A 23,513-nucleotide genomic window follows, 5' to 3' on the forward strand; every position below is an offset into this window, starting at 1 on the left:
ACTGGCCGAAGTCGGCAGCGTCCCGGCCGGTTCCCTTCCGGGACACGGCAACGAGAACGGGCCGCGGGCCGCGGGCAAGGGGCCCGTGACATGGGCACCGTGACATGGGCACCGTGAATTGGGCAGGGTGAGGAACGTGGAGACGGCGTTCGTGCTCGGTGGCGGTGGCGTGCTGGGTGCTCACGAGGTGGGCATGCTCCAGGCGCTCGACGACTTCGGCATCCGGCCCGACGTGGTCGTCGGCACGTCGGTGGGCGCGCTCAACGGCGCGCTCATCGCCGCCGACCCGGCGCGGGCGGTCGACCGGCTGACCTCGTTGTGGCGGTCCGACGTCGTGCGCACGGCGTTCGCCGGGTCGTGGGTGACGCGGCTGTCCACGCTGGCCAGGACCGGCACCCACCTGCATCCCAACGGTCCCCTGCGGGAGGTGCTGGCCGCGGCGGTGCGCACGGAGCTGATCGAGGAGCTGGCGGTGCCGTTCCAGTGCGTGGCGGCCTCGGTCGAGCGCGCCGCGGCCCACTGGTTCGCCAGCGGGCCGCTGGTGGAGGCGGTGCTGGCGTCGTGCGCGGTGCCGGGGCTGCTGCCGCCCGTGAAGATCGGCGGGGAGCACTTCTTCGACGGCGGGCTGGTGCACAGCATCCCGGTCGGCCGGGCCGTGCAGCTGGGGGCCAGGCGGGTCTACGTGCTGCACGTCGGCCGGATCGAGCGGCCGCTGACCGCGCCCCGGCGGTTCTGGGAGGTGGGGATGGTGGCGTTCGAGATCGCGCGCCGCCACCGGTTCGCCGAGGAGATGGCCACGTTGCCGCCGGGGGTGGAGGTGCACGTGCTGCCGGCCGGGGTCGCCGCGCCGCTGTCCACCCTGCGCTACCGCGACCTGTCCCAGATCTCCGCCTACATCGAGCGGGCCTACCAGGCTTCTTCCCGCTACCTGCGGACAAGAGGAGGATGAAGGGAGGACCTCAGGGAAGGCAGACCTCGGGGAGGCGCCGTTGTTCCCACCGCGTATCGTGCGCCGGATCGTCCTGGCTCCGCTCGTCGTCGTGGTCACGGTGGTGGTGCTGGTGACGTTGCCGCTGTGGCTGCTGGTCACGTTCGCGGCGTCCTTGCGGCTGCCGCCGCCGCAGCGCAGGGGGCTGCGGTTCGTCTGGTTCGGCGCGGCCTGGCTCACGCTGGAGTCGGCGGTGCTCATCGCCTGCCTCGGGCTGTGGTTGTCGGGGGCGTTCGGGCGGGCCCGGCGCCAGGAGCGGCACTACGCGCTGATCCGCTGGTTCCTGGCCAAGGTGTACGCGGCGGCGGTGCGGATCTTCCGGCTGACCGTGGACGTCGAGGAGCCCGCGCCGACCCCGCAGGAGCGCGCCGCCCGGCTGAGCCGCCCGATCGTGGTGTTGTCCCGGCACGCCGGGCCGGGCGACTCCTTCCTGCTGATCCATCACCTGCTGGCGGTGTACCGGCGGCACCCGCGGATCGTCATGAAGGCCGCCCTGCAGTACGACCCGTCGCTCGACGTCGTGGTCAACCGCCTGCCGAACGCCTTCGTGCCGCGGCGGTCCGGCCGCGGGCGGGTGATCGAGGAGATCCGGCGGCTGTCGGCGACCATGGACGACCGCGACGCGCTGGTGATCTTCCCCGAGGGCGGCAACTTCACCCCGCGCCGGCGGCGGCTGGCGATCCGCCGGCTGGAGGACAAGGGCCTGGCCGAGGAGGCGGAGCGGGCACGCGGCATGACCCACCTGCTGCCGCCCAAGCCGGGCGGGGCCATCGCCGCGATCACCGCCTGCCCGGAGGCCGACGTGGTCTTCGTCGCGCACACCGGCCTGGACGACCTGGTCACGATCGGCGACGTGTGGCGCAGGCTGCCGTACGCGGCGCGGATCACGGCCAGGTGGTGGCGGGTGCCGGCGGCCGAGGTGCCCAGGGACGACCGGGAGAGCCAGGTCCGCTGGCTGTACTCCCAATGGGAGGAGATCGACGCCTGGATCACCGCCGAGGCCGAGCGTTCCCGGCGGGATCAGGCCGAGGGGGCGCCCGGCGGCAGGTAGGGCACGGGGGCGGGGCCGTCGCGCAGCAGGCCGAGCAGGGCGTCGGTGTCCAGGTGCTGCTCGACCAGGTCGCCGAGGGCGTCGAGGCGGGCCTCGCGCAGGCGGCCGAAGTCGGTGTCCGGGGCGGGGACGAAGGCACGCCCGGCGCGTTCGGCCACGTCGGCCAGGAAGGCCCGGCGGAAGGCGTCGTTCTCCAGGGCGCCGTGCCAGGTGGTGCCCCACACGTCGCCGGCGCGGCAGCCGTCCAGGAAGGGCTCGCCGCCCTCGACGGTCGCCCGGCCGTGGTGGATCTCGTACGCGCTGACCGGCTGCCCGTAGGCCCGTCCGACCGGCCGGGCGAGCCGCTTGTCCGGCGCGAACTCGACGCGCACCGGCAGCAGCCCGAGCCCGTCCACCCGGCCCGCCCGCGACTCGACCTCGTCCACGATCTCCCGGCCGAGCATCTGGAACCCGCCGCAGATCCCGAGGACGGGCCCGCGCCGCGCGACCAGGGCGTCGGCCAGGCCGGTGCGCCGCAGCCAGGCCAGGTCCTCGACCGTGGCCCGCGAGCCCGGCAGCACCACCAGGTCGGCGTCGTCCAGCTCGACCGGGTCGGTCACGAAGCGCACCAGCACGCCGGGCTCGGCGGCGAGGGCGTCCAGGTCGGTGAAGTTGGAGATCCGGGGCAGCCGGACGACCGCCACGCGCAACGTCTGCCTGCCCAGCGGCCGGCCGGTCGCGACCCGGCGGTTGTCCAGCGCGAGGGAGTCCTCGACGTCCAGCCAGAGGCCGTCGAGCCAGGGCAGCACGCCGTACACCGACCGGCCGGTGAGCTTCCTGATCATGTCGAGGCCGGGTTCGAGCAGCTCGCGGGCGCCCCGGAACTTGTTGACCACGAACCCCGAGACGAGGGCCTGGTCGGCCGCGTCCAGCAGCGCGACCGTGCCGTGGAAGGCGGCGAACACGCCGCCCCTGTCGATGTCGCCGACCACGACGACGGGCAGCCCGGCGGCCCTGGCCAGGCCCATGTTCGCGATGTCGCCGCGGCGCAGGTTGATCTCCGCGGGGCTGCCGGCGCCCTCGCAGATCACCACGTCGTACTGGGCCCGCAGCCGTTCCAGGGACGCCAGGGCGGTGGTCCGCAGGAGGTCCTTCAGCGCGCCGTACTCCATGGCGTCCACGTCCGCGACGGGCTCGCCGAGGAGCACGACCTGGCTGCGGCGGTCGCTGCCCGGCTTGAGCAGGACGGGGTTCATGTCGGCGACCGGTTCCAGCCCGGCGGCCTGGGCCTGCATGGCCTGGGCGCGGCCGATCTCGGCGCCGCCGGCGGTGACGTAGGAGTTGAGCGACATGTTCTGGGCCTTGAAGGGCGCCACGCGCACGCCCTGGCGGGCCAGCCAGCGGCAGATCCCGGCGGTGACCACGCTCTTGCCCGCGTCGGAGGTGGTGCCGGCGACCAGCATCGCGCCCGTGACCTGCCCAGCATTCATGCGATCACCGTACATGAGCCCCAAACTGCGAAATTTCCCAGAAACCGCCCATTTACGAATCGTGTGACTTCTGCCACTCTGGCTAGAACGTTCGCCTAGAACAGCATTCTAGATTTTCCTACGGGAAGGGTGGGCATGGTCAGGACGTTGGGTTCGCCGCGTGCCGGCGTCATCGACGCGGGGACCAGGGCGCCGTTCGGCTGGGCGCCGCTGGTCGTGCTCTTCATCGTCGGGCTCGTGGACCGCATGGAGTACAACCTGCTGTCGGGGGTGCTGCCGCTCGTCCAGAAGGAGTGGGGCTTCAGCGACACCGCCGCGGGCTCGATCCCGACCGCCGCGGCGCTGGCCGCCGCGATCGTCTCCCTGCCGGCGGGCTTCCTGGCCGACCGGTTCAGCCGCACGCGGATCATCGCGGTGGTCGTGCTGCTGTGGGCCGTCGCCACGCTCGGCTCGGGCCTGGCCACCGGCTTCGTGATGTTCTACCTGATGCGGGTGCTGCTCGCGGCGGCCGAGAACATCGACAACCCGGCGGCCGGCAGCCTGCTCGCCGACTACTACCCGCCGGTCAGCCGGGCCAAGGCGTACGGGCTGACCCGCGTCACGACCTACCTCGGCGGCATCGGCACGCTGCTGGGCGGCGTGCTGGCCGAGGTGTTCTCCTGGCGCACCGCGTTCCTGGTGATGGTGGTGCCCGGCGTGCTCACGGCGGTGCTCGTCTGGTTCCTGCGCGAGCCGGGCCGCGGCGACCTGGACCGGATGGTCGCCGGAGCCCCCGTCGAGAGCGCCGGATCGTCCGCGGGCGCCGCGGCGCCCAAGGCGCCCTTCTGGCAGCAGTTCGGGCAGGTCATCCGCATCCCGACGCTGCTGTTCGTCTGCGTCGGGCTGGGCCTGCTCACCCTCGGCCTGGCCGGGATCTTCTACTGGCTGCCCACGCTCATGGTCCGCGAGTACGGCGTCGGCGTCGGCGCCGCCGGCTCGCTGAGCGGCCTGATCACCATCGCCGGGACGCTGGCCGGCACCCTGGTCGGCTCCTGGCTCGGCCGCAGGTGGCACGGCACCCGCAAGGGCGGCAGGCTGCTGGCCGGCGGCGGCGGCATCACGGCGGGCGCGGCCGTGCTGGCCGGCGCGCTGGCCATGGACTCGATCGGCCCGATGACCGCGCTGGTCCTGCTGGCCTGCTCGCTCATGTCCATCGCGATCCCGAACATGACGGCCTGCCTGGCCGACGTCGTCCCGGCCGCCGCGCGCGGTCTCGGCTTCGCCGTCCTGCAACTGCTCATCACGGCGGCCGGGGCGTTCGGCTCGCTCGTCGTCGGCATCGCCTCCGACCGGTTCGGCTCGCTGATCGGCGGCATGTACCTGCTGGTCGTCCCCATGATCGTGGGCGGCCTCCTGACGCTCGGCGCCCGCGCCTCCTTCGAGCGCGACGCCGGACGGGTCATGGACGCCGCCCGCGCCGGCTAGGACGGCAGGCAGACGGTCAGCGCCCCCGGGGCCACCTTCGCCTTGATCTTGGTGGTGGCCTCGCGGTCGCCGCCGTCCAGCTCGTACGTCATCGGCGAGCCGAACCGGGCCGACACCTTGCGCGCCCGGGTGATGCGCACGAACGGCGAGTCCTCCGACCGTCCGGCGGCCATCTTGCCCATCACCCGGGCCCACTGGATCGGCCCCTTGGCCGTGGACAGCCCGACCTCCAGCCAGCCGTCGTCGGGCCGGGCGTCGTCGAACGCCTCGACCCCGCCGGCGATCGTGCCCACGTTGCCGAGCAGCAGGCAGCTCGCCTCCCCCTCGAACCAGGTGGACCCGTCGACCTTGACCGTCATCGGCACCAGCGGCCCGCCGACGTGCCGGACGGCGGCCTTGACGTAGCTCAGCTTGCCGAACTTCCGCTTGGCCTTGCCGTCGGCCTCGGCGATCATCTCGGCCTCGAAGCCGGCGCCGGCCATGACCGCGAAGTGCTCGCCGTTGAGCACTCCGAGGTCCAGCTCGGCACGGCGGCCCTCGAAGCCGATCCGTACGGACTCCTCCAGATCGGTGGGGATGCCCAGGTTGCCGGCGAACAGGTTCGCCGTCCCGGCGGGCAGGATCGCCATCGGCACGCCGGAGCCGGCCATGGCGTCGGCGCAGCGTTGCACCATGCCGTCACCGCCCCAGACGAACACCAGGTCCGCGCCCGCCTTGAGCGCCTTGCGCACCTTCTTGGGCGCCTTCTTGCTCTTGGGCACCTCGTGCCAGATCAGCTCGCCGACGTCCCGCTCGGTGAGCAGCACGCGCAGCCGGTCCAGGCCGGCGCCGAGGATCTTCTTCTGATGTGCGACAACCGCGATAGTGGGGGACACTCCTCCCTCACTACCCGGCCTTGACCGGGTTATTAATGGCTTTCATGCGGGTAGCGGTGGCCGAATGCGCATCCAGGACTGGTTCCTCACCGAGGAGGAACGCGACAACCGGGCGACCGGCCTCGACGCGTGGTCCAGCGGCAACGACGTACGGCCGCTGATCCACGGCGCCACGTACTTCGCGGAGCTGAAGACCTGTCTGGAAGCGCTGGGCAAGGACGACCTGCTGCTGTTCGCCGACTGGCGCGGCGACCCCGACGAGCGGCTGACCGACGACGGCCCCACGGTGAGCGCCGCCCTCGGGGCCGCGGCCGAGCGCGGCGCCATCGTCAGGGGCCTCATCTGGCGCTCCCACCTGGACCGCCTGCGGTTCAGCGCGGCCGAGAACCGGCACCTGGGCGAGAAGATCGAGAACGCGCACGGGCAGGCGCTGCTGGACACCCGGACCAAGCCGGGCGGCTCCCACCACCAGAAGTTCGTCATCCTCCGCCACGACCGCGACCCCTCGGCGGACGTGGCCTTCGTCGGCGGCATCGACCTGTGCCACAGCCGCCGCGACGACGCCGAGCACCTGGGCGACCCGCAGCCCTGCCCGATGCCCGACGTGTACGGCCCCCGCCCGCCCTGGCACGACATCCAGCTCGCCATCCACGGACCGGCGGTCGCCGAGGTGGAGAAGACCTTCTGCGAACGCTGGGAGGACCCGGCCCCCGAGACCAGGGACCCGCTGCGCCGCCTGCGCGACCACTTCAGCAAGCTGGACGACGCTCCCCCGCTGCCCGAGCCGGGCCCGCCGCCCCCGCGCGCGGGCACGCACCACGTGCAGCTCCTGCGCACCTACCCGGCCCGGCACAGCGCGTACCCGTTCGCGCCGGACGGCGAGCGCAGCATCGCGCACGCCTACCACAAGGTGCTCGGCAGGGCCAGGTCGCTGGTGTACCTGGAGGACCAGTACCTGTGGTCCACGGACGTGATCGAGCCGTTCGCCCAGGCGCTGGAGCGCGAGCCGGAGCTGCGCATGATCATCGTGGTGCCGCGCCACCCCGACCAGGACGGCTGGCTGGCCGGCCCGGCGAGCCTGATCGGCCGGGTCGAGGCGCTGGACCGGCTGATGCGGGCCGGCGGCGACCGGGTCGCGATCTACGACCTGGAGAACCACCAGGGCACCCCCGTCTACGTGCACGCCAAGGTGTGCGTGGTGGACGACGTGTGGGCGTCGGTCGGGTCGGACAACGTCAACCTGCGCTCGTGGACCTACGACTCGGAGCTGAGCTGCGCCGTCCTGGACGAGCGGGAGGACCCGAGGCCGCCGCACGGCGCCCTGCGGTTCGCCCGCGACCTGCGGCTGGCGCTCATGGCCGAGCACCTGGACGAGGAGTCGGAGTCCGGCCGGGACGAGCTGTGCGACCCGGTCGCCGCGTTCGACGCGTTCGCCGAGTCGGCGGCCCGGCTGGAGGCCTGGCACTCGGCCGGCTGCCGGGGCCCGCGCCCGTCCGGCCGGTTACGCCCCCACCCGGCCCCCACGCTGTCCCGGGTGCGCAGGGCGATGGCCATGCCGCTCTACCGGTTCGCCGTCGACCCCGACGGCCGGCCGCCGGAGCTGCGCAGATCGCGGAGGTTCTGATGAAGACATTCCTGCTCGACAGGCTGGGACCACGGATGACGGTCGCGGCGCTCGCCGTCGCGCTCATCATGATCCCCTTCTCCCTGCTGCTCGTCGTGGCCAAGATGCCGCTCAACCGGCTCGACGCGGGGGTGGCCCGCGAACTGCACGAGTACGCGCTCGCCCATCCCGGCGTGACCCGGGTGCTGATCGTCTGGACCGACCTGTTCGGGCCGTGGCCGTGGCGCGTCGCGGTGGCGGCGTTCACGGTCTGGCTGCTGGTGCACGGCAGGCGCAGGCTCGCCCTGTGGGCGATCACAACCGTGACCGCGGGCGGCCTGATCGGGCTCGGCCTCAAGATCCTCGTCGCGCGGGTGCGGCCGCACCTGCCCGACCCCGTCGCGCTGGCGCCCGGCGACTCCTTCCCCTCCGGCCACGCGGTCAACGTGACGCTCGGGGCCGGGGTCGTCACCCTGCTCCTGCTGCCGATGCTGCCCCGGTGGGGGCGCCGGCTCGCCTGGGTGCTGGCCTGTTTCGTGGTGGTCTCGGTGGGCTTCACCAGGATCGCCCTCGGCGTGCACTGGGTGAGCGACGTCGTGGCGGGGATCGTGCTGGGCGTGGCGGTGATCGCCGCGACCGCGGCGGCGTTCGAGACGTGGCGGCGCGACACGGGCCGCCGGCCCACCGCGCCGCTGACCGAAGGTATGGAACCCGAACCGGTGAAGGTGCCCGATGAGCAAAGCTGAGCATGTCCGGTACTACGCGCTGTCGCTGGTGTTACCTCTGGTGCTGATGGGCGCCGTCACGTACGGCATGGGGCTGCTCATCGTCGGCGTCCCGCAGCCCGGCGACGTGGCCGTGAGCAAGGACTTCGCCTCGATCCGCACGTCGCTGTGGAACACGCTCACCGACTACGGCACCAGCCTGTCGGACACGCCCTACGTCGTGGCGTTCACGGCCGTGGCGGTGGTCCTGTTCCGGCTGGTCTACAAGCGCTGGCGGGAGTCGATCTTCATGATCGCGGCGGTCTGGGGCCAGTCGCTGGTCTTCCTGGCCACCACCGAGCCCGTCGGCCGCAGCCGGCCGCCGGTGCCCCACCTTGACCCGGCGCCGCCCACGTCCAGCTTCCCCTCGGGGCACGTCAGCGCCGCCGTCGCGTTCTACTGCGGGTTGGCGCTGGTGCTGACGACGCACGTGCGCAACCGGGCCCTGCAGGTGGTGATCTGGACGATCGGGATCGCCGCCCCGCTGATCGTCGCCTTCTCCCGGCTCTACCGCGGCATGCACTTCTTCTCGGACGTGACGTGGGGGCTGCTGCTCGGGGTGTTCTGCGTGGTGGTGGCCGCGCGGTCCATCCTCTACCGCACCTGGGACCGACGGCCGGCGGCCGCGGAGGGCGACCGCCGGCGTCCCGCCGCCGTCCGGGACTAGCGACGGTGGTGTGCGGGCTCGCGGCGCGCCCGCCGCCGGCCGGTCGGCCGTCCGGCGGGCCGCCCGGCCCGCCTCCTCCGCCGTCCGAGCAGGTAGGCGGCGGCCATGATCGCCAGCCCCCACGGGGTACGGGCCAGCCAGCGCGCCACGAAGATCTTCATGAACTTCCTCATGCCCGCCCGCTGCCCCCACCGGGCCCTGTGATGCGAAAGCCCGGCCCCACCAGGGACCATGCCGCCGCGGCGCCTACCATACGGCCCATGACCACGCACGGATTCACGCTCACCGCGAAGGGCCCGTTCGACTTCGGCGCCGCGCTGCGCTTCGTCGAGGACTGGCCGGCCACCAGCGCGCTGCCCTCCGACGGCCGGACGCTGCGCTTCGCCTACTGCGCCGAGTCCGACTGGCTGCCGATCGGGGTGAGCGTGACCGCCGCGCCCGGCGGCGTCGCCGTCGCCGCCACCCGCGCCCCCGGCCCGGCGATCCGGGGCGAGATCGCGCGCATCCTGTCCCTCGACGTGGACGGCACCGGCTTCGCCCGACTCGGCGAAGCCGACCCGGTGCTCGGCGACGTGCAGCGGGACCGCCCGGGGCTGCGGCCGGTGTGCTTCTGGAGCCCGTGGGAGGCGGCCTGCTGGGCGGTGATCGTGCAGCGCTCGTCGATGCTCATTGCCTCGCGCGTCAAGCAGCGCATCGCCGACCGGTACGGCGCCGCCGTCACCGTGGACGGGCAGGCGTACCAGGCGTTCCCGCCGCCCGTGAGCCTGGTGGACGCGGGCGGTCTCGGCCTGCCCGCGCAGAAGGAGGAGTGGCTGCGCGGCCTGGCGCAGGCGGCGCTCGACGGCGTGCTCACCACCGAGCACCTGCGCTCGCTCGCCCCCGAGGACGCCCTGGCCGAACTGCGCGCGCTGCCCGGCGTGGGGCCGTTCTCGGCCGGGCTGATCCTGATCCGCGGAGCCGGCGCGCCCGACGCGTTCCCCGGCGACGAACCCCGGCTGTTCGGCATCCTGCGCGAGGCGTACGGGCTGCCCGAGGACGCGCCCGCGGGCGCCTACCGCAGGCTCGCCGAGTCGTGGCGGCCCTACCGGTCCTGGGCCTCGTTCCTGTTCCGCGCCACCGGCTACCGGGCCCCCGCGGACTGACCGAGCCCGCGCGCATGGCCCGCGCGCCCGATGATCCTTAGAGTGGTCGCCATGACGGACGACGCCGACATCCGGGCCGGCGACCACGACCGCGACCAGGTGGCCGACAGGCTGCGGCAGGCGGTCGCCGAAGGCCGCATCAGCCTCGACGAGTTGCACGAGCGCATCGACCGCGCGTACGCCGCCAGGACGGTCGGCGAGCTCGGCGCCCTCGTCGCCGACCTGCCCGCCCTCTCCCCCGTCCCCGCCTCCGCCTCCGCCTCCGACGTGCTGGCGATGCACACCGAACACTGGCGGGTGAGCAGGACCGGGCGGTGGGTGGTGCCGCCGCGCATCGACGTCCGGCTCGGCGTGTGGGGCACCGCGAAGCTCGACTTCCTGGCCGCCGAGTGTCCCCATCCCGAGGTGCTGGTGCAGGTGGCGATCACCTCGTGGTTCGGCGACCTGCATCTGAAGGTGCCGCACGGCTGGCGGGTGCGCGCCGACGAGGTGGTCTCCCCCGGGCTCGGGCGGGTCCACAACAAACCGGTCGAACCGCCCGCCGCCGACGCGGTGGTCCTCCGCCTCTCCGGCCACAGCCGAGGCGACATCTGGATCCGCTACCGGCCCTCCATGACCGGCTGAACACCCTCTCCCGCCGTGCCGACGGCGGGCCGCCGTCCGGGGCTGGGCGTGGTCGTCACAGGGAGGTCAGGGCGGCGAGCTCGCGCCACTCCGGGAGGGGCAGGTCGCCGGGGTCGTCGGTGAGGACCTGGAGGCACACGTGGTCGGCGCCCGCGTCGAGGTGGGCCCGTACGCGCTTCTCGATCGCCGCGGCGTCGCCGTGGGCCACGATCGCGTCCACCAGCCGGTCGCTGCCGTGCTCGATCTCGTCCTCGCCGAAGCCGAGCCTGCGCAGGCTGGCGGCCTGGTGGGGCGCCGCTGTCCGGTAGAAGGAGACGTGCTCCGCGGCCAGCTCGCGGGCCCTGGCCGGGTCGCGGTGCAGCACGACGGCCTGCTCGACGGCCAGCAACGCGCCGGGGCCCATCGCCTCCCTGGCCCGCGCGGTGTGCTCGACGGGCACGAAGTACGTGTGGGCGCCGAGCGTCCGCCGCGCCGCCAGGCCCAGCATCTTCGGGCCGAGCGCGGCCAGCACGCGGCGCGGCGCGTGCGCCGGGGCCGCCGATTCCAGCGGGACGGCGTCCATGGCGTCGAGGTAGCCGCCCATCGTGGTCACCGCCCGGCCCAGGCTGGGGATCTGGTAGCCGTCCATCTGGATCGGCTCGTCGCTGATGCGGTGGCCGCCGAGGCCCAGGAGATACCGGCCGGGGTGGGCCTCGTTGAGCGCCCGTTCGGCGGCGGCCATCGCGATCGGGTCGCGCAGAGCGATGTTGGCGATGCCGGCGGCCACCGTGATCCGGCTGGTCGCCGAGAGCAGCAGCCACGACTGGCTCACCGAGTCGCGGCCGAACCCCTCGCCGAACCACAGGGCGCCGTACCCCAGCTCCTCGATCTCGGCCGCGGCCTCTTGCGCCACCCCGGCAGGGTGGGCCTCGAGGGCGAACGTCCACAGGCCCACCTTGCCCAGGCGGGGTCCGTCGTCGTGGTGGACGTCGTCGGTCATGGGTCACCGTCCCGTCTATACGGAGAACTTCTCCGGTTACGTCGGGGACTATAATCGGAGACGTTCTCCGATTCAACCCGCGGGAGTGTCCAGTGCCGGCACGGGCCATGCGCGCCGACGCGCGCCGCAACTACGAGCAACTGGTGACGGCGGCCATCGCCGTGGTCGCCGAGGAGGGGCCCGACGCCTCGCTCAACGAGATCGCCAGACGGGCCGGCGTCGGGGCGGGCACGCTCTACCGGCACTTCCCCACCCGCGAGGCGCTGCTCGCGGCCGTGTTCGAGGGGCGGCTGACCCGGTTGTGCGCGCGGGCGGAGGAGGCGGGCCGGACGCTGCCGCCCGGCGAGGCGCTGGTGGCCTGGCTGCGCTCGCTGGTCGCGCACGCCATGACCGACCGGGGGCTCGGGGCCCGGATGATGCTCACGCAGGACGGGGCGGGGGTCGACTGCTGGGCGATGTTGCGCGCCGCCGCCACCCGGCTGCTGCTGCCCGCCCAGGAGGCGGGGGCCGTGCGGGCGGACGTCGAGGTCGCCGACCTGGTCGAGTTGGCGGCGGGCATCGCCCAGGCCACCCCCGACCCGGCCCGCGCCGACCGCCTCCTCACCCTCACCCTGGACGGCCTGCACCCCCGCCCCTGAACCCCGTACGGCCCCTCAGCGGGCCGCCGTCGTGAACGCGGACATCCCGGCGGTCCAGGCGGCCTCGATGTCGGCGCCGGGCGGGAAACGGCCGTCGAGTTCGAGCATGACCAGCCCGTGGGCCAGCCCCCAGACGGCGCGGGCGGCGGCCTCGCCCCGCACGATCCGCACCAGCGGCAGCGCCGCCCGCTCCTCCACCCCGGCGGGCAGCAGGTCCCGCGGCAGCGGCCCCGCGCTCATCAGCCGGTACAGATGCGGATGGCCCAGCGCGTACGCCCGATAGGCCCGCCCGAGCACCGCCAGCCCGCCCCCGCCGCTGTCGTGCTCGGCGCGTTCGAGGGCGTCGGCCAGTTCGCCGAGGGCGATGGCGATGAGTTCGGCCTCCACGGCGGACTTGTCGGGAAAGTGCTTGTAGAGCGAGGGCGCGCGGATCCCGAGCCGCGCGGCCAGCGCGCGCATGGTCAGCGCCTCCGCCCCGCCCGCCTCGACCAGTTCCCGCGCCGCCGCGACGATCTGCCCCGCGCGCGACGACAGCTCAGCCACGCGCGCTCCGCGGACCGTGCCCGAGGAGACGGGCGACGGCGACGTACGTCAGCCAGGCCAGCCCCGCCGTGAAGACCGGCACCCAGCCCAGCGGCGAGACCGAGTAGCCGACCAGGACGGCCAGCGGGATCCACGGACGGTGGGCGAGGTCGTGCACCACGGCCGGCCCGCCGAACCTGGTCGCGTACGGCGCCAGCACGAACAACGCCGAGCTGACCGGCGTGGCGCCGCCGTGCTTGGCCACCTCGAAGACGAGGAACGCCAGGCAGAAGGCGGCGAGCGCCGCCCACCCCGAACGGCCGGCCACTCGCCTGACGGTCACCACGGTCATGATGCCCTCCTCAGAAGCTAACGCTGTTAGCCAGACTCTAGGCTAACGACGTTAGCCTGTCCAGGAGCAAATAGGGTGGAACCATGATCGATCGGGAGGTGGCCGTCCTCATCGGCCTGCAGGCCTCCGGCAAGTCCACCTTCTACCGGCGCTGCCTGGCCACCACGCACGCGCACGTGAGCAAGGACGACTTCCCCAACGCGCGCCGCCGTCAGCACCGCCAGCTCCGGCTGATCCGCGAGGCGCTGGAGGAGGACCGGAACGTGGCCGTGGACAACACCAACGCCTCGCCCGAGGAGTGGCAGCCGCTCATCGTGGCCGGCCGCGAGCACGGCGCGCGGGTGGTGGCCTACTGGTTCCCGCCCAACGTCAAGGCCTCGCTCCAGCGCAACGCCGAACGCACGGGCCGGGCCCGGGTCCCCGAGGTGGGCGTCTTCGCCACGCTCAGACGGCTGCGCCGGCCGCGCGCCACCGACGGCTTCGACGCGGTGTACGCGGTGGAGTTCGACGGCCGCGGCGGCTTCCTCGTCCGCAGACAGGACGGCTGAACCGACGCCGGCTCAGGGACGGCGGGTGGCGAAGCGGTAGGCGATCTTGGCGGGGGTCAGCCAGCGCACGTGGGCGCCGTTCCGCGCCCGGCCGACCACCCGTTCGGCCAGCCACGGCGCCACCGTCTCCACCGGGTCGGCGAGGATCGCGAAGATGCGGGCCGAGCGTTGCCGCTCGGCCTGCGAGTAGCCGTGCGTCAGCAGGTCGGTGAGCACCATGCCGGGGCTGAGCAGGCCCGCCGTCACCCCGTCGGGGGCCTCCTTGGCCAGCGCCCTGGTCAGGTACGTCACGGCCCGCTTGGTGGCGCCGTAGACGGCGAGTCCGGGCACCGTGCGGCCGTCGCCGCCCAGCCCCTCCATGTTCCAGACGTGGCCGCCGCCGTCCTGCGCCGCCATGCCCGCCACCGCCACCGCGCAGCCGTTGACCGTGCCCAGCAGGTTGACCTCGGTCACCGCGCGGGCCTCGGCGGCGGGCAGCCGCCACAGCGGGAGGCGGTCATGGGAGATGCCGGCGTTGTTGACCCAGATGTCCACCCGGCCGTGCCGCCGTACGGCCTCGTCCCAGAGCTCCTGGAGGCGGGCGCGGTCGGCGACGTCGGCCACGACGGCCGGCCCGCCGAGCTCGGCCCCCGCCGCGGCCACGCGGTCCGGGTCGGTGCCGCACACGGCGACCCGGTGGCCGAGTGCGGCCAGCGAGCGGGCGAGTCCGAGACCGAGCCCGCGGGTGCCGCCGGTGATCACGATCGACCGGGACGCGCTCACGCCTCGTGCTCCTTCCTGGCCGCCACGGTCGCCTCGATCGCGTCCGCGAGGAACCTGCCGACGACCTCCCGCTCCGCCGGGGTGAACGCGTCGATCGCCGCGGTGAGGCGCCGGACGAGCGGCGCGAAGAACGCGCCCGCCAGCTCGACGGCCTGCTCGTTCAGAACGACCTCGACCCTGCGGCGGTCGCCCTCGTCGCGCCGCCGCACGACGTGGCCGGCCTGCTCCAGCCGGCCGAGGAGGGCGGTCGTGGCGGGGGCCGAGAGGTTCAGCGCGGCCCCCAGCCCGCCGGGCGAGAGCGGCCGGCCGGCGAGATGGGCGTCGAGGATGACCACCAGGGCGTTCATGTCGGTCCTGTGCAGCCGGTGCCCGACCGCGAAGCCCTCCACGAACCGGTCACTCTCCACATTGAGCCGGCGGATGAGGACCATCAGGTCGTAGGCCGTCATGTCACCCCTTATATTTCTATCGTGGAAGTATTCCATCGTAGAAAGAAAACGTTAGCCGCGATCCGCCCCGAGACGGTACTCCTCGCGGGGGTGGTCGCGAGCGCCGTCCTGACCGGCCTGATCTGGTTCCTGGGCCGCTGGCTGGACGACGTCGTGCTGCTGCCCGACCAGGGCGCGTCCTGGTACTACTGGAAACTGCCCGAGCCCACCGTGTGGACCAGGCTGTCGGCCTGGGCCGGTTACGCCGCCCACCAGCTCGTGTTCTGGTGGCTCATCCACCACGCCCAGACGCGGGTCCGCCGCTACTCCGCCGGTCTCCACCCGGTCAACGTCGTCGCGCTGGCGGTGAACGCCGGGTTCGTCGCCCTGCACACCGTGCAGACCCAGCTGTTCTACGACGGCCTGGCCCAGGACGTGTCGATCTACAGCTCCCAGGGCTCGGTCGTCCTCCTGCTGGTCGTCGTCCTGATCATGGAGAACCGGCGGCGCGGCCTGTTCCTCGGCAGGCCCGCGCCCATCAGGCGGGAGATCGTCGACTTCGCCCGCCGCTACCACGGCTACCTGTTCAGCTGGGCGGCGGTCTACACCTTCTGGTACCACCCGGCCGAGTCCACGCCCGGCCACCTGATCGGCTTCTTCTACATGTTCCTGCTGCTGCTCCAGGGCAGCCTCTTCCTCACCAGGGCGCACACCAACCGCTACTGGACGGTGACGCTGGAGCTGGCCGTCGTGGTCCACGGCACCCTGGTGGCCGTCATGACCTCGGGCCCGGACGGATTGTGGCCGATGTTCCTGTTCGGCTTCCTCGGCGTCTTCGTGATCACCCAGATGCACGGCCTGGGCCTGTCCCGCGCCGTCCGCTGGGCGCTGACCGGCTGCTACGCGGCGGCCCTGCTCGCCGTGTACGCCCTGCGCGGCGACCTGGCCGGCACGAACGAGGCGATCAGGATCCCGGCCATCGAATACCTGCTGGCCGGCGTGCTGGCCCTGCTCGCCTGGGGAGCCGGCCGCCTGTGGGCGCTCAGAGCGGGAGCGGGATCCGGTCGAGGAACCAGTACAGGCTGACCGCCACGATGGACAGCGACACCGCGGCCACCGTCCAGCGGGCCGCGGCCGTCCGCCGCAGCAGCACGAGCAGCGGGAAGAGCACCGCGATGATCGCGAGCTGGGTCACCTCGATCCCGACGTTGAAGCTCAGCAGCGACAGCAGCAGCTCCCACGACCCGCTCTCGCGGATGTCGAGCGCGCCCGCGAACCCCAGCCCGTGCATCAGTCCGAAGGCGAAGACGACGGGCAGCCGCCAGGCGCCCGGCCGGTCGCGGCCCAGCAGGTTCGCCAGCGCGACGACGACGATCGAGGCGGCGATCACCGGCTCGACCACCGCCGCCGGCACGGCCACCACGCCCATGGCGGCCAGCAGGAACGTGATGCTGTGGGCGACCGTGAAGGCCGAGGCGGTGACCACGACGTCACGCGCGCCGCGGGCGCCGATGATCAGGGTGAGCAGGAAGAAGACATGGTCCAGCCCGAGCACGAGGTGCTCGGCGCCGAGCAGGAAGAACTCCCCGACCTGGCCGGCCGCCGCGCGTTCGGCCAGGCGCAGGGTCGGGTTCGCGGCGGTCAGGACGGCCGACCCCCGCTCGCCGGCGAGGTCGTAGCGCAGGAGCGTCTGGGTGCTGTGGACGAAGGTCTCGGCGTCGGGGAACAGGGCGCTGGAGATCGTGTGCTCACCGCCGTCCACCGCCGGGCAGGCGTAGGCGAGGGTCAGCGTGGCGAAGGCGGCCTTGCCGCGCGGGTGCACGTCCGCCCCGCCCACCTGCCGGGGGACGCACGGCCGGCCGGCGCGGGCGACGGCGAAGCGGCGGGTGACGTAGCCGAACACGGCGTCGCGGTTGACCGCGAGCTGCCGCAGCTGCTCGGCCCGCTCCCCGGCCTCGTACGCCTCGGCGTAGAGCCAGGCGGACTTCATCAGCAGGTCGTACTCCAGGTCGAGCACGACCCTGACGTCGGTGGCCGTGCCGGTCACCTCGGCGTGGGCCTTCGTGGTCGCGTCGTGCGCCGCCGCCGGGGCGGGATGCAGCAGGTCGGCCAGCGCCGCGCAGAGGATGACGGCCAGGACGACGGCGTACGGCCAGCGCCAGCGAGGCATGTCTCGGGTCTCCAGGATCAGGGGGAAGGGCGCCGCCCCGGGCGCGGGCCCGGGGCGGCGAGAGGGACGGATCAGCGGGTGAACCAGCGGTACATGGGCGAGTCCTTGTCCCACTTGCCGGGACGGCCGTGCTCGTCCTTGGTGACGAAGACGCTGGGCTCGGACGCGGTGACGCCGCCGCCCGCGGAACGGGCCGTGACGAACCAGGCGTAGGCCGTGTCGTCCTTGAGGTGCCGCCACGTCACCGAGGCGACCTGACCCGAGGCCGCGGTGCTCCGGCCGATGATCTTCGTCGGCTTGTAGAGCGCCAGGGAGTCGGTCCTGAAGGTCGTCGTCCGGGTGGTGAGGTCCACGGGCAGGACCATGTTGTCCTCCCGCCCGTCGTAGCGGCGCAGCGGGTCGAACTCGCCGGCGCCGAAGTCGCCGAGCAGCGGCGAGTAGGTGTCCACGCTCAGCTCGGCCCGCTTGACGTCGAACTGCAGCAGCCGGAAGTAGCTGGCCCCGAACTGGAGCTGGTCCTCCGGCTGGTAGCCGCCGACCTCGGTGAGCCCGAGCCGGTCGGCCGAGACCGTGTAGAACTGGTAGTCGGCCAGCAGCTCGACCACGCCGTTGCCGACCTGGCCGACCTTCGGCTTCACGTTGGTGCCCACGCCGTGCTCGTGACCGGCCAGGATGAGGAAGACGTTCGGGTTCTTCTCCACCACCGTCTTGTAGAGCATCGAGCCGTCGGGGGCGGAGAAGGCGGCGCCGCGGCCGTCGGGGCTGGCGCTCGGCACGAGGTAGTCGTGGGAGAGCAGGATGCCGTTGCGGCCCGGGAACTTCTTGAAGACCGAGTCGGCCCACTCGGCCTCCTCCCTGGTCACGCCGTACGACAGGCCGACGACCACGAAGTCCAGGCCGCCCGCGGAGAACAGGTCGTAGTGGTTCTGGTTGTCGCCCTCCTTCCACGGGCCGCCGTACTTGGCGTGCCGCCAGCCCTGGGAGGCGTCCTGGTAGCGGGACGGGCCGTAGTACTTGTTGTAGATCGCGCCGGGGCCGTCCTCGGTGCCCGACTGGTTGTCGTGGTTGCCGGCGATGACGCCGTTCGGGATGTTGGCCTGGTCCAGCACGCGCTGCTGCTTCGACGACACCTCGAACTCGCCGACGACCTCGCGCTGCGTGGCCTCGTCGGCGGGCTTGCGGATGTTGTTCTCGATGATGTCGCCGGTGTGGGCGACGTAGGAGATCTTGCGCTGGTCCTTGTTGGCGGTGATCCAGTTGACGATGCCGGCGTAGGCCGACTCCCACACCGCGCGCTCCTGCGGGGTCTCCTGCTCCACCGCGCCCTCGGAGATGTACTGGGTGTCGGTGAAGTGCACGATCGAGAAGTCGTACGTGGCGGGGTCGGCGAAGCCGTTCGGGTCGCCGGGGTCGATGTCGTCGGCGAACGGGTCCTCGCCGGTCACCATGACGTGCACCTGCTGCCGGTCCACGTACTCGGGCCCGACGACGGCGGTCAGGACGGTCCTGCCGTCGGCCCCGCCGCGGGCGCTGGTCAGCAGGTCCCACGCCTTGGCCTCGGTGTTCCAGGCCCGCAGCGAGGCCAGCCGCTCGGGGTCGACGACGCCCTCCCAGCGCAGCACGGGCGCGTCCACGTGGCCCTGCACCTTGACGTCGAAGCGCTGGTAGACGAGGTCGCGGCCGGTGGGGGCGTCGAGCGTGCGGCCGTCGCCGGGTTCGAGCCCGTCGGCCCTGATCCGCTGCTCGCCCGGCACCTTGAGCGTCGTGGGCAGCGTCGTGGCCGTGCCCTGGTACGCCTCGTCCGGGGTGAGGATCCTGGCCTCGGAGAAGGTGGCCGTCACCGGGCCGCCGCCGGGCTCGCCGACCTTGGCCGACAGCGTGACGGGGTCGGTCACGTCGGCCGTCCCGGAGGCCGGGGTCAGCTCGGCGGGGGCGTCCGGGATGCCGGCCGACTCGAAGACGATCTCCCGGGCCGCGGTGTTGCCGAGCCCGTCGGCGCCGGTGACCGACAGCGTGTGCCGGCCCGCCTTCAGCCCGGGGCCGATCCGGGCGCCCAGCTCCACGGCCTGGCCGTCGAGCTTGACGTCCGGCCCGGACACCACGCCGGAGGCGTCTTCGAGCCTGACGTCCAGGACGACCGTCGCGGTGATCTTCTCGTCCGCGGCGGGGACGCTCCGCGCGACCTTCGGCGCGGAGTTGTCGGTGATCAGGACGCGCTCGGCGGTCTGGCCGGAGGTGGACCTGGCCGCCAGGGTGTGCCGGCCGTCCTTGATCGCGGTGGTGTCCAGGTCGGCGCGCAGGCCGCGAGCCGGGGCGTCCACCAGGAACTCCAGGTCGATCTCCGTCAGCGGGTTCGCCGTGTCGCCGCAGTTGCCGTCGCCCATGCTGTAGGACGGCTTGACCATCTGCCCGGCCGCGGTGCCCTGCGCCGGGGTGAGGACGATGTTCGAGATCGCGAAGTCGTCCCGGTTGGCGCCGCACGACGTCGGGTACGTGCCGGCCACGAAGTCGATCGTGTTCCAGCCGGGCACGAGGTACTCGTTCGGGATCGGCAGGTCCACCCGGCGGCTTGCGAAGTCGCCGTCGAGCACCACCTTCTGGCCGTTGACCAGCACGAAGTTCTGGTAGCGGGCCTCGATCGAGTTGCTGCCCACCGTGAAGCCGAGCGTCGCCCGGCCCGCGCCGAGCGTCTCGGTGACGTGCACGGCGGGGGCGTCGATCGTGTAGCGCAGCTCGGCCTCGCGCGGGAGGGCCTGGTCGCTGCCGCAGTCGCCGTCGCCCAGCGCGTACGAGGGCTTGACGTCCTTCCCGGTCACCGTGGCGCCGTCGAGGGTCAGGGCGAGGTTCGCGATCGTGAAGTCGTCCCGGTTGACGCCGCAGGCGTCCTTGTAGTCGCCGGTGACGACCTTGATCGTGTTCTCGCCCGCCGTCAGGAACCTGGCCGGGACAGCGACGGTCACGCGCCGGCTCGCCCAGGTGCCGCCCAGGTCGATGCGCTTGCCGTTGACCAGCAGGAAGTCGTCGTACTTGTCGTCGATCGAGTCCGCGCCGACGTCGAAGGCGAGCATGGCGGCGCCGTTGCCGAGCGTGGCCCTGGTGACCGGCTTGCCGCCGTCCACGGTCAGCGACTCGACGCCGCCCGCGCCGGCCGCCGGGACGGTCGCGTTCACCGTCTTGACGCCGGCCACGAGGGTGCCGTCGGTGGGCAGCAGCCGCGGCGCGCCGGCCGGGGCGTTGTTCACCGTCACGGTGTTCCGGACGGTCGCGCCCGCCGCGGTGGCGGCGCTGAGGACGTGCTCGCCGTTGGCCAGCTCGGTGGTGTCCAGGTCGGCGGCGAGGCCGGTCGTGCCCCGCGGGTCGGACTGGGTGAAGAACGTGAGCGTGGCGCGCTTGAGCAGCGTGGGGTTGCTGCCGCAGTTGCCGTCGCCGAAGTTGAGCGTGTACGGGTTGTCCTCGCCGTCGGCCACCTCGCCGAGCAGTTCGAGGCCCACGTCCGAGAGCACGAAGTCGTCATGGTTCTGCCCGCAGGACGACTGGATCGTGCCGACCACGATCTCGACCGTGTTCTCGCCCTTGACCAGGTGTTCGTTCGGGATCTCGATGATGGCCCGCTGGTTGGCGAAGTTGCCGATCTCGGCCTTGTAGGCGCCGTTGACCTGCACGTAGCTGTGGTACTGCGCCTCGGTGGAGTTCGAGCCGACGTCGAAGGCCAGCTTGGAGACGCCCACCGTCGCGGTGGCGGTGACGGGGTTGCCGTCGAGGTCGAGCCTCGTGACGCTGTCGCCGGCCGTGACCGGGACGGCGGCGACCTTCGCGGTGCCCTCCAGGTAGGAGCCGGTGGCGGGGGTGAGCGCGGGCGGGGCGGGGGTGCTCGTGGGGGTGGGGGTCGGCCGTCCGCGGCCCTGCTCACCCGGGTCGGCGTACGCCGCCGTCACGAAGCCGCCCACCAGCACCGCCGCGAGCGCGGCGGTGACGGCGAGCCGTCCCCTGCTCCTCGAACCGCCTGATAACTGTCGTGCTGCCATCGGCTGCATCGGGTCCTTCCATGACGTTCACGGGCAGCCGATGAGGCGGCGTGCCCTTCGAGCGGACACGTTGGAGCGCACGGGTGAACGTTGTGCATGGAGAGACTGAAGGGGCGGGGAACTGTCTCCTCATTCTGGTCATCTGCCTACAGAAAGGAACAACCCCGACAAGAGAGACGGCGTGACCCGCGGCCCGAAGGCCGGGTGTCACGCCGTCGTGCCGGTCAGGCTCAGCTCTGGTGCCCCGGGAGGTTCTTGCCGTCCTGGGGCTTGTTGCCGGAGGACTTCTTGTCGGCGCCGGTGCGGCTCTGGCTCGAGGAGCTCCGGCTCTTGTCCTTGTCCTTGTCGCCCGTCTTCGTCTTGCGGGCCTTGCTCTGCGCCATGACGGTTCCTTTCTTCGATACGCGGAGTCAGCGGGTCGCTTGGCTCCGTAACTGCGCGTGCCCGTGGCCCGGACGGTCATACGGCAGGCCGGTCAAGCTTTCCTCAATAGGCCGAAATATCCATACATGTGCCGCCGGGCGTCAGATCTCGATCACGGCCTTCCCCGGCACCCCGCCGCGCTTGTCACGGAACGCCCGCCCGGTCTCGGCCAGCGGGTACACCGCGCCGACGTGGGCGCGCAGCAGGCCCGCCCCGGCCCGCGCGGCCAGCTCGGCGAGCTGGGCGCGGTCGGGCTCGACGATGAAGAACACCGCCCGCCCGCCCTCGGGCACGACCGGCGGCGGCGCGGTGATCGAGACCAGCGCGCCGCCCGGCTTCACCTTGGCCGCCGAACGGGCGAGCAGGTCGCCGCCGATCGTGTCGAAGATCAGGTCCACCGGCTCGACCGCCTCCTCGAACGACTGCCGCTCCAGGTCGACGAACTCGTGCGCCCCCAGCTCCACCGCCAGGCCCGCGACCCGTCCCCGTCCGGTGGCGACGACGTGCGCGCCGGCCCGGCGGGCGAGCTGGACGGCGAGCGTGCCCGTGCCGCCGCCCGCGCCGTGGACGACGACCGTCCGGCCTGCCTCCAGGCCGCCGTGCGTGAACAGGCCCTGCCAGGCGGTCAGCCCGGCCAGGGGCAGCGCGGCCGCCTCGGTGAAGGTGACGTTCGCGGGGATCGGGGCCAGGTCGCGCGCCTCGACCGCGACGTACTCCGCCGCGCCGCCGTCGCGGTGCCAGTCGGTCAGTCCGAAGACGCGGTCGCCCACGGACAGGCCGGTGGTGCCGTAGGCGACCTCGGACACCACGCCGGCCACCTCGTGGGCGGGCACGGACGGCGCCCGGTCCCGTCCGGCCCGGTCGGTCCAGGTGCCCGGCCAGTCCAGCTCGTCGGGCACGAAACCGGCCGCGTGCACGCGCACCACCACGTCGCCGGTGGCCGGGCGCGGCACGGGCACGTCCTCCAGGGTCAGGTCGCCGCCGGGCCGGTGAACGCGTATCGCTCTCATGGTCATCGCCTCTCCGTTCGTCGTCATTGTCGGCGACAGGACGGGACAGCGGCCCGGAGTGTGACAGCGACGCGCCGGTCAGGGCCAGGCCCACCGGATGCCGACCAGGCCCGGCTGGAGGGCGGCGGCCATCAGGTGGACGGCGTGCTGGGCGTTCAGCGTCAGCTCGGAGGCGGTCAGCTCGCCGCCGCCCGGTCCGCGGCGGGCGAAGCGGTGGATGCGCACCGGCAGCTCGACCGGGTCGAAGGCGACGCGCAGCACGTACTGGCCGGCCGGGAAGCGGAAGCCGCGCTCGTAGAAGCAGGACTCGGCGCCGCTGAGGTCGGTGATCTCGTACCGCAGCACGTGGGTGTCGCCGACCCGCAGCGACCGGTCGAACAGCAGCTCGGCGACCACCGTGGCGGTCTCGCCGTCCCTGGTGACGCGGCCGACGCGGCAGTCCTCAAGGGCGGCGACGGTGACCCGGTCCACGTCGCAGCCGGCGTCGCCGCGGTAGATCATGATGTAGCGGTCGGCGCCCTCCTCGTGGGCCTGCACCACCTGCGTGGTCTCGCGGGTGGTGAGGCTGCGGTCGGGGCCGATGCGCAGCGACTCGTACATCACGGCGATGTGCAGGCGGCGGTCGTCGGCCACCGCGTCGAGCTCGTCCAGCATGGCGGAGACCACCTGGGCGGGCCGGAACAGGGTCGAGTACGCCACCCCGGGCGCGCGGCCGCGCGGCCTCGGCGGCCCGAGCAGCCCGACCAGCGCGCGCGGCGGCAGGTCGAGGATCTCCTCCAGGGCTCCCACGGCCCGCAACGACTCCTCGCGCTCCGGCCGGCGCAGGCCCTGCTGCCAGTAGCTCAGCGTGCTCACCCCGACGTGCAGGCCGCGCTGCGCCAGCCGGTGGCGCAGCCGTTCGAGGGTCAGCCCCCGCGCTCCGACCGCGGCCCGCAGGGCGACGTGAAAGGGGCCGGCGCGCAGCGCGGCCTGGAGCTCATCCGCCACGTTGTGAATGTTCACAGATTTC

General features: G+C 73.0%; 24 protein-coding genes. 11 read left to right on the plus strand and 13 right to left on the minus strand.

What is annotated here, in order from left to right; translation table 11 throughout:
* Positions 1–136 precede the first annotated feature (136 nt).
* Positions 137–949 carry a patatin-like phospholipase family protein gene (locus ACFYYW_RS29910; RefSeq protein ID WP_352323510.1) on the plus strand — a complete coding sequence of 271 codons (813 nt, stop codon included), beginning with the start codon at positions 137–139 and terminating at the stop codon, positions 947–949.
* 40 nt (positions 950–989) lie between these two features.
* Entirely contained in the window at positions 990–2,039 is a 1,050-nt protein-coding gene (locus ACFYYW_RS29915; RefSeq protein WP_387653343.1) for a 1-acyl-sn-glycerol-3-phosphate acyltransferase, read from the plus strand.
* Here ACFYYW_RS29915 and ACFYYW_RS29920 read toward each other — a convergent pair.
* Positions 2,009–3,508, minus strand: coding sequence for a cobyric acid synthase (locus ACFYYW_RS29920; protein WP_387653346.1), 1,500 nt, complete (start codon positions 3,506–3,508; stop codon positions 2,009–2,011). The genes ACFYYW_RS29915 and ACFYYW_RS29920 overlap by 31 nt on opposite strands.
* A 135-nt stretch (positions 3,509–3,643) precedes the next feature.
* On the opposite strand from ACFYYW_RS29920, the gene ACFYYW_RS29925 reads away from it, so the two are divergent.
* Positions 3,644–4,972, plus strand: a complete 1,329-nt coding sequence (locus tag ACFYYW_RS29925; protein ID WP_352323513.1) for an MFS transporter — start codon at positions 3,644–3,646, stop codon at positions 4,970–4,972.
* Here the strand turns inward: ACFYYW_RS29925 and ACFYYW_RS29930 are convergent.
* Positions 4,969–5,847 (minus strand): diacylglycerol/lipid kinase family protein, encoded by an 879-nt coding sequence (locus ACFYYW_RS29930; RefSeq protein ID WP_387653349.1) that lies wholly within the window; start codon positions 5,845–5,847, stop codon positions 4,969–4,971. The two genes, ACFYYW_RS29925 and ACFYYW_RS29930, sit on opposite strands and share 4 nt — an antisense overlap.
* Positions 5,848–5,911: 64 nt before the next feature.
* Between ACFYYW_RS29930 and ACFYYW_RS29935 the strand changes: the two genes are divergently transcribed.
* From ACFYYW_RS29935 to ACFYYW_RS29945, 3 genes are read left to right on the plus strand one after another with little or no spacing between them, the layout of a single operon-like run.
* Entirely contained in the window at positions 5,912–7,471 is a 1,560-nt protein-coding gene (locus ACFYYW_RS29935) for a phospholipase D family protein (RefSeq protein WP_364414361.1), read from the plus strand.
* Positions 7,471–8,196, plus strand: coding sequence for a phosphatase PAP2 family protein (locus ACFYYW_RS29940; protein ID WP_387653352.1), 726 nt, complete (start codon positions 7,471–7,473; stop codon positions 8,194–8,196). Before ACFYYW_RS29935 ends, ACFYYW_RS29940 begins: the two co-directional genes overlap by 1 nt.
* A complete protein-coding gene (locus tag ACFYYW_RS29945; RefSeq protein WP_387653355.1) occupies positions 8,183–8,881 on the plus strand; it encodes a phosphatase PAP2 family protein in 699 nt (232 codons plus the stop codon). Before ACFYYW_RS29940 ends, ACFYYW_RS29945 begins: the two co-directional genes overlap by 14 nt.
* On the opposite strand, the gene ACFYYW_RS29950 is transcribed toward ACFYYW_RS29945, so the two are convergent.
* Positions 8,878–9,054, minus strand: a complete 177-nt coding sequence (locus ACFYYW_RS29950; RefSeq protein ID WP_352326064.1) for a DUF6203 family protein — start codon at positions 9,052–9,054, stop codon at positions 8,878–8,880. The genes ACFYYW_RS29945 and ACFYYW_RS29950 overlap by 4 nt on opposite strands.
* A gap of 87 nt (positions 9,055–9,141) precedes the next feature.
* On the opposite strand from ACFYYW_RS29950, the gene ACFYYW_RS29955 reads away from it, so the two are divergent.
* Together ACFYYW_RS29955 and ACFYYW_RS29960 are read left to right on the plus strand one after the other, a co-directional pair.
* A complete protein-coding gene (locus ACFYYW_RS29955) occupies positions 9,142–10,023 on the plus strand; it encodes a DNA-3-methyladenine glycosylase family protein (protein ID WP_387653359.1) in 882 nt (293 codons plus the stop codon).
* Positions 10,024–10,074: 51 nt separating this feature from the next.
* Positions 10,075–10,647 (plus strand): DUF1707 domain-containing protein, encoded by a 573-nt coding sequence (locus ACFYYW_RS29960; RefSeq protein ID WP_387653362.1) that lies wholly within the window; start codon positions 10,075–10,077, stop codon positions 10,645–10,647.
* A 55-nt stretch (positions 10,648–10,702) separates the two neighbouring features.
* Here the strand turns inward: ACFYYW_RS29960 and ACFYYW_RS29965 are convergent, their stop codons facing one another.
* Positions 10,703–11,626, minus strand: coding sequence for a TIGR03620 family F420-dependent LLM class oxidoreductase (locus tag ACFYYW_RS29965; RefSeq protein WP_387653365.1), 924 nt, complete (start codon positions 11,624–11,626; stop codon positions 10,703–10,705).
* Positions 11,627–11,718: 92 nt separating this feature from the next.
* Here ACFYYW_RS29965 and ACFYYW_RS29970 point away from each other — a divergent pair, with 92 nt between their 5' ends.
* Positions 11,719–12,264: a helix-turn-helix domain-containing protein gene (locus ACFYYW_RS29970; RefSeq protein WP_352326068.1), complete on the plus strand. Its 546-nt coding sequence runs from the start codon at positions 11,719–11,721 to the stop codon at positions 12,262–12,264.
* 15 nt (positions 12,265–12,279) lie between these two features.
* Here the strand turns inward: ACFYYW_RS29970 and ACFYYW_RS29975 are convergent, their stop codons facing one another.
* Complete coding sequence (locus tag ACFYYW_RS29975; RefSeq protein WP_387653368.1) at positions 12,280–12,807, minus strand: TetR/AcrR family transcriptional regulator; 528 nt, start codon at positions 12,805–12,807, stop codon at positions 12,280–12,282.
* On the minus strand, positions 12,800–13,138 hold the full coding sequence (locus ACFYYW_RS29980; RefSeq protein WP_387653371.1) for a hypothetical protein: 339 nt from the start codon (positions 13,136–13,138) through the stop codon (positions 12,800–12,802). The genes ACFYYW_RS29975 and ACFYYW_RS29980 overlap by 8 nt, the downstream gene beginning before the upstream one ends.
* Positions 13,139–13,221: 83 nt before the next feature.
* Between ACFYYW_RS29980 and ACFYYW_RS29985 the strand changes: the two genes are divergently transcribed.
* Entirely contained in the window at positions 13,222–13,686 is a 465-nt protein-coding gene (locus tag ACFYYW_RS29985; protein ID WP_387653373.1) for an AAA family ATPase, read from the plus strand.
* 12 nt (positions 13,687–13,698) lie between these two features.
* On the opposite strand, the gene ACFYYW_RS29990 is transcribed toward ACFYYW_RS29985, so the two are convergent.
* Together ACFYYW_RS29990 and ACFYYW_RS29995 are read right to left on the minus strand one after the other, a co-directional pair.
* Positions 13,699–14,448 carry an SDR family oxidoreductase gene (locus ACFYYW_RS29990; RefSeq protein WP_387653376.1) on the minus strand — a complete coding sequence of 250 codons (750 nt, stop codon included), beginning with the start codon at positions 14,446–14,448 and terminating at the stop codon, positions 13,699–13,701.
* The gene (locus ACFYYW_RS29995) at positions 14,445–14,897 is read right to left on the minus strand and encodes a MarR family transcriptional regulator (protein WP_352326073.1); all 453 of its coding nucleotides are present in this window, start codon (positions 14,895–14,897) and stop codon (positions 14,445–14,447) included. Before ACFYYW_RS29995 ends, ACFYYW_RS29990 begins: the two co-directional genes overlap by 4 nt.
* Before the next feature lie 90 nt (positions 14,898–14,987).
* Between ACFYYW_RS29995 and ACFYYW_RS30000 the strand changes: the two genes are divergently transcribed.
* Entirely contained in the window at positions 14,988–15,962 is a 975-nt protein-coding gene (locus ACFYYW_RS30000; RefSeq protein WP_352326074.1) for a hypothetical protein, read from the plus strand.
* Here the strand turns inward: ACFYYW_RS30000 and ACFYYW_RS30005 are convergent.
* The 5 genes from ACFYYW_RS30005 to ACFYYW_RS30025 all read right to left on the minus strand — a co-directional run bounded on the left by ACFYYW_RS30005 (position 15,919) and on the right by ACFYYW_RS30025 (position 23,491).
* The gene (locus tag ACFYYW_RS30005; RefSeq protein WP_387653379.1) at positions 15,919–17,046 is read right to left on the minus strand and encodes a HupE/UreJ family protein; all 1,128 of its coding nucleotides are present in this window, start codon (positions 17,044–17,046) and stop codon (positions 15,919–15,921) included. The two genes, ACFYYW_RS30000 and ACFYYW_RS30005, sit on opposite strands and share 44 nt — an antisense overlap.
* A gap of 71 nt (positions 17,047–17,117) precedes the next feature.
* Positions 17,118–21,071, minus strand: coding sequence for a metallophosphoesterase (locus ACFYYW_RS30010; RefSeq protein WP_387653382.1), 3,954 nt, complete (start codon positions 21,069–21,071; stop codon positions 17,118–17,120).
* Positions 21,072–21,301: 230 nt separating this feature from the next.
* A complete protein-coding gene (locus tag ACFYYW_RS30015) occupies positions 21,302–21,454 on the minus strand; it encodes a hypothetical protein (protein WP_352326077.1) in 153 nt (50 codons plus the stop codon).
* A gap of 141 nt (positions 21,455–21,595) precedes the next feature.
* Positions 21,596–22,504: an NADP-dependent oxidoreductase gene (locus ACFYYW_RS30020; RefSeq protein ID WP_352326078.1), complete on the minus strand. Its 909-nt coding sequence runs from the start codon at positions 22,502–22,504 to the stop codon at positions 21,596–21,598.
* 78 nt (positions 22,505–22,582) lie between these two features.
* On the minus strand, positions 22,583–23,491 hold the full coding sequence (locus ACFYYW_RS30025; RefSeq protein WP_387653386.1) for a hypothetical protein: 909 nt from the start codon (positions 23,489–23,491) through the stop codon (positions 22,583–22,585).
* Between the last annotated feature and the right edge of the window lie 22 nt (positions 23,492–23,513).

The organism is Nonomuraea sp. NPDC001831 (genome assembly GCF_042892035.1).
Taxonomy (GTDB): domain Bacteria; phylum Actinomycetota; class Actinomycetes; order Streptosporangiales; family Streptosporangiaceae; genus Nonomuraea.